The organism is Pedobacter sp. (assembly GCF_035317785.1).
Taxonomy (GTDB): Bacteria; Bacteroidota; Bacteroidia; order Sphingobacteriales; family Sphingobacteriaceae; genus Pedobacter.
In genome coordinates this window covers 1-12,814 of the sequence record NZ_DATHGC010000255.1, presented here as the reverse complement: position 1 = coordinate 12,814, position 12,814 = coordinate 1, and the positions used below count along the sequence as shown (strand labels likewise).

Annotated in this window: 6 protein-coding genes; all 6 read left to right on the top strand. The window is 41.7% G+C overall.

The annotated features are described in order from the left end of the window. Positions 1-244 (top strand): T9SS type A sorting domain-containing protein (locus VK541_RS15945; RefSeq protein WP_324371303.1); only part of this gene is annotated, 244 nt, incomplete at its 5' end. A gap of 7 nt (positions 245-251) precedes the next feature. Then, entirely contained in the window at positions 252-3,371 is a 3,120-nt protein-coding gene (locus VK541_RS15940; RefSeq protein WP_324371301.1) for a hypothetical protein, read from the top strand. A 1-nt stretch (position 3,372) separates the two neighbouring features. Then, on the top strand, positions 3,373-7,989 hold the full coding sequence (locus VK541_RS15935; RefSeq protein WP_324371299.1) for a DUF6443 domain-containing protein: 4,617 nt from the start codon (positions 3,373-3,375) through the stop codon (positions 7,987-7,989). An 8-nt stretch (positions 7,990-7,997) separates the two neighbouring features. Then, positions 7,998-8,513 carry a hypothetical protein gene (locus VK541_RS15930; RefSeq protein WP_324371297.1) on the top strand — a complete coding sequence of 172 codons (516 nt, stop codon included), beginning with the start codon at positions 7,998-8,000 and terminating at the stop codon, positions 8,511-8,513. 308 nt (positions 8,514-8,821) lie between these two features. Next, positions 8,822-9,460 (top strand): hypothetical protein, encoded by a 639-nt coding sequence (locus tag VK541_RS15925; protein ID WP_324371296.1) that lies wholly within the window; start codon positions 8,822-8,824, stop codon positions 9,458-9,460. 308 nt (positions 9,461-9,768) lie between these two features. Next, positions 9,769-12,814, top strand: a 3,046-nt coding sequence (locus VK541_RS15920; protein ID WP_324371295.1) for a hypothetical protein, incomplete at its 3' end; no start/stop codon positions are given.

The window sequence follows — 12,814 nt, the reverse complement described above, 5'->3', positions numbered from 1 at the left end:
AGAGAAGAGCCTGGAGGCGATGCCGAACCCGACGAGCGGGTTTACCAATGTGATCGTGAATTATGAGTATGAGAGCGGGACGGCGACGGTGGTGGATTTGAGCGGGCATGTCCTGAAACAGTTTGAGATTAGCGGACGGACAGTGCCGGTGGATCTGGGTGGGTACCCGGAGGGGGTTTATATCGTGAATATTAAGACCAACGTACAGAGTGACGGCGTGAAGGTAATTAAAACCAGTAAGTAATTTTATCATGAAAAGAATTTCAATTGTAGCTTCGTTGATCCTAAGTAGCATGATTAACCTGACTTATGCCCAGGTCATAACCAAACCCGGCGACTATTTGCCGACTGTCTTCGCGCCAAGCCCTAATGCGGCTTCGCTTGGTACTTATGGAGATATTCCCGTGACCCTTTTCAACGGGATGCCCAATGTGAACATCAGCCTCTACACCGTTAAGGTCGATAATTTCGAAATGCCCATTACCCTCTCTTATCATTTGGCCAGCGTCAAACCTGAGCAACGTCCGGGTTGGGTGGGGCTCGGCTGGAACTTGAGCGCGGGCGGCGCCATTACTCGTAATATGATCGGCAATCCCGATGAAATGCTAGACCCTTACGCGTCTGACCATTCAATAGTTTCTTATTATACGCATTACGATCAACTCAACACCAATTCCTGGAGCTCGCCTGTGACAATGTCTAATTTCTTTGATTGTTTGGGCATTCCCGCCTGCGCGTATCCTTCACCTGACGAGTTTTCGTTCAACTTTAACGGTATATCGGGAAGTTTTTATAAAAACCATGAAGGAGAATGGGTCGTCGAGGCGAACCAAAAGATCGACCTTAAGATCGAGAGTGAACTCAAGGACAATTTTATAATTGAAGATATCGGTTACCCTACCAATCCCCATTCCGATCGTCCTTACACGCTAAAGCGCATCATTTACGGCTTTACGCTCACCACCGATGACGGTACGCAATATATTTTCGGGAAGACGCCGAATTCGATCGAATTCAACGCCTCGACCACACACGGGACTTCCGACCCTAACAACAACCGCTTCATGGCCAAGACCTGGTATCTGACCAAGATTATCCTGCCCAATAACAAGGAAATCGTACTCACCTACAATGCGCTTGAAGGCGACAGCTTTGAATATCCTACGAACCAGGCTACCAACAGGGCGGTCTTTACGCAATCGATCAATACATCGGCCATGGGTTACATATGGGGTTCGAATAGCTCTTCGAGCGGAAGCGCAGATTACAAAATCCTTTCGAGGTCATATGTGACTTATCTGGAAAGCATTACGACCGAGAATACAAAGATTAGCTTTATAAAATCAATTGCCGATGACCTTGAATTCAATTTTACGACCGGCGTCACTTCTCCGTTCAGCGCTTATACCTTAAACGCAGACTATGAGCCAGGCAATAACCTGCAGGGGCATTATATGGCCAACAAGCATTGGTTCAAGCTCGATGAAATGACGGTACTTAAAAATTCAACCGACCTCGTCAGAAAAGTGCATTTCAATTATATGGAAAATCCTACGAAAAGGCTGCACCTCACTGGCATCGAGGAATCGGGACTTGGAACAAGCCCTGTAATCAAACGACATTTCTTTACTTACAATTCGCAGTCGCTGCCCGCTTACAATTCAAAGAAAAGTGATCATTGGGGCTTTTATAACAACGGCACAGGCATCAATAATGACGGCGTTCCTACAGATGGCGCGAGTTATTACCTGACTCGCCAGCCCAACCCAAGCTACATGCAGGCTGAAACGCTCACCAAAATCGAGTATCCGACGGGCGGATTTACCAGTTTTGAATACGAGCCACACCGTTTCTCGAAATATATGGAAAAAGTCTCAACCGGTGCCAATACGACTACCTTCGGTCTGATTTCGGCTGTCAATAACAATGAGATTGCAGGCGGGCTCAGGATCAAAAAGATAACCACAGACCCTTTGTACAGCGGCACTCCGATCGTAAAGGAATATTTCTATGTGAAGGATTACAAGAATAATGACATGACTCCAAGCGGCATCATGTCGGGACGTCCGGTTTATTACGAGTCCGGGTCATCACCGGTGTTCTCGTTTATGAAGATGAGCAGCAATTCAATGGCACCGGCCAACGATACCAACGGCAGCCATGTGACTTACTCGACTGTCGTCGAAAAATTGGCCGACGGCAGTTTTACCGAATTTACCTATTCCAACCAGGACAACGGCTTTGTCGACCAGCCTGCGTACGTGAGCGTGTTTGACGACGCCGGCACAGGCTGGATAAATACCATCATAAGGAAAATGCCTTTCAACAGCCTCGCCAATGAAAGGGGCAATGTGCTGTTCGAGAAAAAGTACAATGCGCTGCAACAACTCGTCGAAGAAACCAGGAACACCTACGATACCGATCAGACCCGATTGACCATGAAAATCAGGGCACTCCACCTATCGTCGGAAACTTATGGCGAGGTGGTAACTAACGGTCCGTTTACGGAGGTCGATGGAGTGAGAAACATACGGAAAGCGTGCGCTTATGTGCATTTCAGCAATCAAATCATCCTGAAACAAAAACAGCATATCATTTATGACCTTGTCAACGGCACAAACCTAAATACGATAACCGATTACGAATACACGAGCCTGCCCAATCACCATCACCTGCGATCAACCAAAAGCAATACTAACAATGCAACAGGTGAATATGTGAGGACTAAATATTTTTATCCGATGGATGTTGAGATGAACGGGCAACCCTACCAGAGCGATCTAATTACTAAATATATGACGGGTGTGCCTTTGCAGACTCAGACTTTCAAGAACACCGAACAGCTTTCGGAGCAAACTACGCAATATTTTCCTTTTGTTTCAGCAGATCCTTTGAGACCTATACTTTTGCCACAATTCGTTTACAATAAAATCGGGACTTCAGGCAGCGCCGAAAAGAAAATCACGTTCAAGTACGACACTAACGGACACATCATTGAATACGCGTTGGAAAATGGCGCACCGGTATCGATCATTTGGGGTTATGGCGCAACACTACCCGTTGCAAAGCTCGAAAATATGGCGTACAGCAGCATTCCGACCGGCTTAATAACTGCAATACAAACCAGTTCTGCAGGAAGCAACGAAGCTGCGGTGATTACTTCACTCAATGCGTTGCGCAGTGATCCTTCGTTAGGAAGCGCAATGGTCACTACTTACAGCTATATCCCTTTGATTGGAATTAGTACCATAACAGACCCAAAAGGAGAGCTTGAAAGATATACATACGATGACTTTGGCCGATTGAAATGGGTCAAAGACAAAAATGGGAATATCCTGAGTGAGAATCAGTATCACTATAAAAATCAATAAGATGAGATTCAAATATATTCTACTTTGTTTGGTGTTTGGTTTAACAAACCTGTATGCACAGAAAAATACTACCGCCAGTCCCGGAGATGACTACACCATGTATTGGTTTGATGACGATGGAGATGGTTATGGAAATGAAGCCATTTCCCATTATTGGATCATCGATGCACAGCCACCGGGCTGGGTGCTCAACCACGACGATTGTGATGATATGGATTACAATATCAATCTCATTGTATGGTATCTCGACGTCGATCAAGATGGCTTCGGAAACCCAATGCATTCCATTACCCAATGCGGGCAGCCCACACCACTCTGGACGACAACTGCCGGAGATTGTAATGATCATGATGAAACAATCAATCCTGGTTCAGTCTGGTATGTAGATGCCGACGGCGACGGGTACGGAACTACGACCGTTGTGGCAGCCCAATGCACGCAACCTGCAAACACTTCGCCAAACAATCTCGACTGCAACGACGCCAACAATACGATTACCTTGGCAGCTACTTGGTATGTGGATGCCGACGTGGATGGTTACGGAAGCACGACCATCGCGGCAACCCAATGCACCCAACCCGCGGGTAGTTCGCCCAACAACCTCGATTGTGACGATACCAACAACACCATTAACTCATTCATTTGGTACGTGGATGCTGACGGCGACGGCTACGGAAGTACGGCCGTTGCAGGAACCCAATGCACCCAACCCGCTAACAGTTCTTCCAACAACCTCGACTGCAATGACAGCAACATTACAATTACCGTAGGGCCCACATGGTATGTAGATGCCGATGGTGATGGTTTTGGAAGTACAACCGTTGCGGGAACCCAATGCACCCAGCCGGCGAACAGCTCGTCGAACCATCTGGATTGCGATGATGCCAACAATACAATTACTTCAGGATTGACATGGTATGCCGATGCCGATGCCGACGGTTACGGTGAAAACAGCCCAACCATCTTAGCGTGTACCCAGCCAACAGGTTACGTAGCCAATCACTTGGATTTGTGTCCAGGAGTTAACGGCTCGATTTCGGGCTGCATCGTTCCGAATTCGAGCTCGAACGGATTCAACGGCGACAATTATATCCTGACGATGAAACCCAAGATTCCGGTAACCGATTTGCAACTAATCACCGACCCAAAGGACATTTCCACCAACATCACTTACTATGACGGGATCGGCCGGCCGATACAGATCATCGGAAGCAAGCAATCCCTGAATGACAAAGACATTGCCGCGCTCACCACTTATGATGCCTTAGGCCGACCGCTTAAGGAATTTCTGCCGTTTGTTTCTTCGCAGAATACGCTCGCTTACATCAATGAAAACAGTTTGGAATCGGGAACCATCGCGCAATACCAATCTAATTATGGGACTTCGGTCGCATTCAATCAAAAATCATATGAGGATTCGCCTCTGGCCAGGGTTATCAAACAATCTTCTCCCGGGACGGACTGGGCTATGGGCAGCGGACACGAAATCAAATACGACTATCAGCTCAATACGACTGCCGATGCGGTAAAACTGTACCAGTCCAACGCTACGTTCAGCGCTGACGAGGTTTATGTGCCGACCTTGTCGCAAACAATTAACTATCCTGCGGGCGAATTGGTCAAATCAATTACATATGACGAGAACAATACCAGCCTATCGGAAACCGACGGCTCAATTGTCGAATTTAAAAACAGGGAAGGTAAAGTGGTTTTAAGGCGCACCTATGGCATCGTTGGGAATGGATCGGCTCAAACACAGCATGACACCTACTATGTTTACGACCAATTTGGGAACCTGAGTTTTGTGGTTCCGCCAATGGTGACCAATGTCGTCGCCCAACTATCCGAATTATGCTACCAATACCGGTACGATTACCGCAACCGGCTCATTGAGAAGAAATTACCAGGAAAACAATGGGAATACACCATTTATGATAAACTCGACAGGATAGTTGCAGTCGGGCCGGTGTTTCCTCCGTTCAGCGATTTGACACAATATGGTTGGAGTATCACCAAATATGATGCGTTTAAACGCGTGGTGCTCCATGGCTGGATCTCATCACCTACGCCGCTCATATCAAGTACGATCCGCAAGAACATGCAAAATAATTACACGGCGACAGTCAATGAAACAAAATTGGCGACCGGTGCGCCGGATACTACTGTCGGCGGCGTGAATTTTAGGTATACCAGTGCGGTTTATCCGATATCGGGATACCATGTGTTGTCGGTCAATTATTACGATAATTATGAGTTCCCGCACGCGCCGACTTCGATTGTGACATCAGTAGAAGGACAGCCGGTTTATTACAATGCCACTGTTAAGCCGATAGGATTGACCACCGGCGTTTGGCTGCGCTGTACTAAAACCACTTCGGCATTTCGGAATAATGCCAATTATATGCTTTATGATGAAAAGGCAAGACCTATCAGGATTTTTAACAGGAACCACGAGAACAGTCCCGGAGGTTCTAACCAGATAGACAGCAAGTTTGATTTCATCGGAAAAACAGAGTACACATCCACACAGCACAAAAGAATTAACAGCGATCCTGTCATTACCGTGAAAGACATTTTCACATACACCAAAAAAGACCAGCTGGCGATGCATACGCAGCAAATCAATGGCGGCAACGTGCAGCTTATCGCCGACAATACATATGATGATTTAGGCAAGCTTGTTTTGAAAAAGGTCGGCAATACTGCGGCGTTTCCGTTGCAGAAAGTCGATTATCAGTACAACGTCAAAGGCTGGCTTACCGGGATCAACAACGACCCGACTAACAATGCAGTACTTAATACGCAGGACAACGACCTTTTTGCTTTCAAGATCAATTACAATACCGTAGAAACGTCGACGAATAATTTTACCGGACAGGAATTGTTTAACGGCAATATTTCTGAAACCTACTGGCGTTCGGTTAATGGAAACAATCTGCGCAAATACAGCTACCTGTATGACGATTTAAGCAGGCTTCGCGACGCAGTATACGAAAGACCGGATACGCCGGGCAATATCAATTCTTACAATGAATCGGTTACCTACGACAGGAACGGGAACATCATGACCTTGACACGTAATGGTGATTCGGATACGGCTTTTCCTGTTATCGGCATCGACAACCTTACTTATTCCTACGACCCGAACAGCGGCAACAGGCTCATGAAGGTTACCGACACAAGCAACCTGTCGAGCGGATTCAAGGACGACAGCAACGGATTCAACGATACAACAGACGATTACGCATACGATCTCAACGGAAATATGAAACGGGACGATAACAAGGGCATTACCCAAATTACATACAACCATTTGAACCTGCCCGTTTTGATAACCTTTGGAACAAACGGGAATATTGAATACCTTTACGATGCAAGCGGACAGAAAATTGAAAAAATCGTTACAATAGGCTCGGCGGTGACGACGACGAAATATTTTGGCGGTTTCCAATATGTGAATAATGTCCTGAAGTTCTTTTCGCATTCTGAAGGTTATGTCAACAAAATAGGAAGCGCTTATATGTATGTTTTCAATTATACCGACCATTTGGGTAATATCCGTTTGAGCTACCAGGATACCAACCAGGACGGTCAGATTGCGACGAGTGAAATATTGGAGGACAACCATTACTACCCGTTCGGACTTAAACAAGCGGGCTACAACTCGGTAAATGCGCAGCCGCAGTATAAATATAAATACAATGGGAAGGAGTACCAAGACGAGCTGGGGCTTAACGTTTACGACTATGGATTTAGACAATACATGCCTGACATTGGACGTTGGGGTGTTATTGACCCATTTGCGGAAATGTATCACAATTATTCGCCTTATAACTATGTTTTAAACAATCCGTTAAGTTATATAGACCCAACTGGTATGGCAGTTGAAGAAGTAGAGGGTGGGGTTAAATTTACCGAAGGAGATGCGGTTAGTGCTTTTAAACTGTTAACAGGAAAATCAAAAAATGCTTATGTTGAAGTAGTAGGTAATAAAAAAGATAGAAATTCAATGAATGCTTCAGATAAACAATTTCAAAATGGGAATTGGTCAGTTCTTGCAGTTGGGAGTTTATCACTTGCATCAAAAGCATTGGACGCGATAGGTATTGGTAATCATTCATTAGACAATTTAATTGTTTCAAATCACGGTGCAGCTGGAGAAGAAAATAATTACTTTGGAATCGAAGATAATATACACATGAATGAAGAAAACTCAATTACTACTTCCGAATTGCTAGGTTATAATTCAAAAAACGGAGTTGGTTTAACAGATGGAGAAAAGCAAGTTGGATATTTTTTAAACTTAGGAAATAAAGTGAAGAATGGCGGTAACTTCATTCTCAATTTCTGTTCTGTTGGATACGGCGATTATGGAAATAGTAATCTTGAAGCATTTAAAACTTTGTTAAACGACAGAGTAAACATATATATGCCGACTAATGAGGTGAAAAGCAGTAAGCTCGAATACAGTACTGGAATGGGATTAAATACAAACCAAGTCTTAAATGCGAATCCAAACACGAGATGGATAAAAAGTACCCCAGGAGTGAAAGATGCCACTATGATTAATTCAATTAGTATTTCGTCGAAAACACAAAACCCAGTTAGAACTAAATAAAGCAAAAAATGAAAATCTTATATTTTATATTAATATTTCTTTCTTTTAAATCATTCTCACAAGAACCGATAAATTATATTCATTGCAATAAATCCAAAGCAATTAATTATGTAATATCTGGAAGTAGTAGCCTAAAAATTACCAACCTGAATGTTCTTAAAGACGAGGTGCTTGGTAATAAAACAGTCGTTGATTTTTTAAAGAAATATAAAGACAGTACCAAAATAGGTATTGTATCTTCTTTAATTATTATTGATTTGAAAAAGAAAGAAAACTTCGCCTTAGCGACATTAAAGTTTAAATCAGATTTTGAAATAAATAATGTTTTAAAAACTTTTTTAGAACAATCGTTCAATAAATTAACAATTACTGGATTAAATAACCCTAATTACACCCTTGGTGTTTATACTGTTTATAATACAAGCGACAAGAAATTAAAAGTTGAATTTGTTGAACGAATAAAAAATAAAAATTATTTAATATATTCCGAAAATTACGATACTTTAATAATGACTAATAATTAACTTGAAACCACCTAATTAAGGTAGTTTTTCCTTTTTATAGTTTTTTCCAAATCCAAAGCAACCCACTTCCGACCATAACCAGAATAGCCAAAGCTAGTTCCTGCACCGCGCCGATTGGTGGAAAAAACAAAAAAGCAAAGACCAGAAAGACGGACTTGGTATATTTACTGATTTTGGAGAAGGCCCCGGTTTTGTAGATAACAGGATAAATGGTTTTAGAGAGGAAGCTAACTTACCAACACTTTACAAGCGTTCAACCGATACCTCTTTATTTATCCTCAAAGACGGAAGAAAAGTAGAAGTTCCATATGAAAATCAAAAACCTCATGCAAAAAAATAACATCAAAAAAACATTGCTACTCGGCGCTATTTTATTTGCAATCAGCTTCACAATTTCCGGATGCGGTAAAAAAGACGCTGAAAAAATTTCACAACAAGATGAAGCAAATATTATAAAAAAATGCATCGAACGGCTTTATCAAAACGGTTCTAAGCAAAGCTATTTAATCTTCCCAAAATATGAAGCATTTGATTTCAACACTTTTTTCAAAGAAAATAAGATCTTAGAAAAATATCATAAAGGATATAACTATGATAAAAACAAGAAAAAAGTGCTGCAGTCATTGCAATGGTCCGACAGTGACTTTACGCAAAAGCAACAGAAAGTAAATGAAAACTATTTGAATCGCACCAATCTATTATTGCAGAAACTATCCAATTCAAATGTGAGCCATACCGTTTATTTCTTTTCGGGAATTCATGAAAATCTGGTCTTTGCAAACGTGATTGATTACTGCGATTCTATTAAATCTCAAGATCTCAATCGTTCGTTTAATAAAAATCAAAAATTCATGTCGGCTGGATCTGTGATTTTTATTATAAAGGGCGGCAAGGTTAAGGATATGATAATAGATAGTGGCATTTCGGTTGAAACTCAATGTCCGTAATTTAAATAAAAATCAGGGAAAAACAGGTTGGCAATGGTGGTAATGTTCCAGAGTTAGTGGTATCCGATTTATATTTCTAACCTATTGAAAAAGAATAATCATTGAAAGTAAATACGACTTCAACTTTTGTTTCAAAATACCAATCGTTTGCCAGGACTGTTGGTTGCAATTTTTCCTGTACTGAATTATCTCCATTGGCTTTTTGCCGTGGAATTGAATATTTTTTATTGCCTATACGCCATGTAATTTTTTCCAGTTTTCCGGTATTTGGTTGCTAATCAGAACAAACATTATTAATACTACCATTTATGGAAAACCCCTTCCTGTTTAAATGGCGAGGATGCCTCCTTGCCTTTTCGCTATTGTCCTCCCCTTTTATCCAAGCCCAGGAAACAACAGGATTTGAAGTCCCTAACTTTGCCCCTAAGACTCCTGAGGCTGCCGCGTTTTTGAAATATGGGGAGTATCCTGTGGATTTGTCTACAGGAGTGCCGAATATTTCAATACCCCTTTACACGATTGAAGACCATGGGTTTTCGATTCCAATCAGTTTAGATTATCACGCTTCAGGAATAAAAGTGAATCAGGAGGCAACCTGGGTCGGATTAGGATGGAACTTAAATTTTGGTGCGCAAATCATTCTAAGTCCACGCGATGGAATAGATCAGAACAACCAGTTTATCGATATCCTTCCTGATGCAGATTCTATCATCGCCCATTTTAATGCACATCCTTATGAATTTAGCGGAGGACCAGTTCAAACAGACCATCTGGACATGTCCAGGATAAAGGATGTCTACAATTTTTCGTCGCCTACAACAAATGGAAGTTTTTATATCAGGAATAAAGATAGTAGTGATGTTGTTATTTTTCCGCCCGATGCATTCAAGGTTGAAATTTTTTATTCTTCATCTCAATATCTACGCTTTAAGATTACCGATACTTCGGGCAATATTTACTTTTTTGACCATACTGCAGATAAATCTTTGAGGACATTAACCCACAATGACTTTTATACGAGTGCCTGGTATGTCGATCAGATTAAAACACCAAATAATAATATTATCGACTTTAACTATGAAGAAGATGGTGCGATAAATGACTATAGTTTTTCTCAAAAAATCGTAATTCATGATACTGGTCAGAATTGTTCGTGTGGAGACGGCCAACATTACGACAAAACTATAAGTGGAGTGATTAATGAGGGCGGCACTACAATAACACAGACAAAAAAAATAGAATCGATTGTTTTCAATAATGGTCAATCCAGGGTACTTTTCAATAAAACTGCAGGTAGAGCCGATTTGGTGGACGGGAATAGTTCTCTCAGTTCAATCGAAATCCAACAACTAGAAGAATCTGTATTCACAAGCGAAAAAGGATATACTTTCGAATATTCTTATTTCGATTCACCAGAATACAATCCCACAGCATATAAGATAAAACGTTTAAAATTGGATAGAATCCTTACGCTTGTTGAAGGGGAAGCCCATGAATTTGTCTATTCGGATATTGATTTACCTGCTAAGGTTTCCAAAGCCCAGGATTACTATGGCTACTACAATGGTCACGCAAACATTGACCTTATTCCAAAACATTTTATTCCTGCCCCTTACAGTGTTGAAGTTGGCCATGCGAACAGGACAGTGAATCCCGAAACACTTCAGGCCGGAATGCTAAAGGAAATTCACTATCCAACCAAAGGATGGACAAAATTTAACTATGAGCCGAACCAATATTTTGGTGTTAATGCATTAGGCAAATATGATCTTATTACAATTAGCCATAATATGGTACAGGGAACCGGAGTGCCAGAAGCTGCTGCTTCTACAGTAATGGGTCCCGGCATCGACGATGATCTCGTATGCATTAATCCAGGTCCCGAGTGTGTGCATTATGAAACAGTTCCGATAACTTTCAACAATTCAACTGGTAAAATGTCATTTACAGTTGTTAAAAATGACGATACCCCCCATCACTATGAATACGCCAAGGTCAGGATGTTTATAAATGGGATTGTCATGAATACCGCAAGTTCATCAAGCCTACCAACAGGAACACATACTTTTGAGTTTGCAAACCTTTCAGGGTCGGGATACGTCCTTCTGGAAGCTTACGGAAGTGTTATGGAAATATCCGATTTCCAATTAAGATATGTAAACGACGACTTGAGCCCTAAAAATGTAAATGGTTCGGGTTTAAGGATAAAAGCGATTGAAAATTATAATCACAATAATGCCCTTGTTTCTGTAAAAGCTTATGATTATAGTGATGCAACAAATGCGCTTTTGTCGAGTGGTAAGCTGGTAAATGAAAAAACTGTTTCATTTTTCAACAATTACATTTCTAATGTTTCTTTAGTGATATGTCCCAATGAAACTGGTAGTGGAGCGGGTGGAGGACTTTTGTTTGGCGCAAATTATGACAATTCGTATAGCCTTACGTCAAATTCCAGGTATGGCATTGAAGGAAACAGTGTCGCTTATGAGTATGTCAAGGAAAAAAATGTTTCAGTTTTGGACAGTACAAAAACTAACGGCTATACATTATATAAATTTTCTACAGATCCCGATCTGATACCTTGGGGAGATCCGACTGTTCAAATTTATAGCAGTTGGAAAAGAGGAAAAGTTTTAGAGAAAAAAATATACAAGACATCCGAAAATAGCGACTTTTTACTAAATGATGAAATCAACACTTACGTTGAAGATAATTCAAAAATCTCATATATTGATGGTTTTAAAATGTTTAGGCATGGCAACCTTGCAGTGAGTGAAAATTCTCTTAATCCGTTGATTGCGCCGCAGCCTTATATTTTCCTTTATGGTGCGTGTTATGTTCCGACTGATGTGAAATTTTTCTACGAACCTATAAATTTGCATCTCCCAATTGCATGGTTCTATCTAAAGAATACAGAAACCATAGAGCATTTTTACGATTCTTCCAATGTTGAGACCGGAATTGTCACCACCACAAAAACCTTCAATTACAACAATCCCCTGCACCAGCAATTGAGCAGCCAGGTCACTTCCAATTCCAATGACGAGACCATTGAGACCAAATATTATTATCCACAGGATAGCGCAATGTCGGGCGAGCCATATATAACCGACCTCATTGCAAAAAACATGATTGCCGTCCCTTTGAAGATAGAAAGCTATAACGGGTCTGAAAAATTGGCAGAGAAGAAGACGGTCTATGCAGACGACACGAGTTCAAACAATCTGTTGCTGCCGAAGTTTGTCTACACCAAAAAGGGAACGGACACCAATGCGACGCTCGAAAAGAAAATCACCTATGACAAATATGATACTGACGGCAGGCTTTTGCAGTATACCGTTGAGGACGGCAATA

What these genes read in the sequence shown, in the direction of transcription:
- VK541_RS15940 (WP_324371301.1), top strand. Translation starts at nt 252, where the DNA reads ATGAAAAGAATTTCAATTGTAGCTTCGTTGATCCTAAGTAGCATGATT.
- VK541_RS15935 (WP_324371299.1), top strand. Translation starts at nt 3,373, where the DNA reads ATGAGATTCAAATATATTCTACTTTGTTTGGTGTTTGGTTTAACAAAC.
- VK541_RS15930 (WP_324371297.1), top strand. Translation starts at nt 7,998, where the DNA reads ATGAAAATCTTATATTTTATATTAATATTTCTTTCTTTTAAATCATTC.
- VK541_RS15925 (WP_324371296.1), top strand. Translation starts at nt 8,822, where the DNA reads ATGAAAATCAAAAACCTCATGCAAAAAAATAACATCAAAAAAACATTG.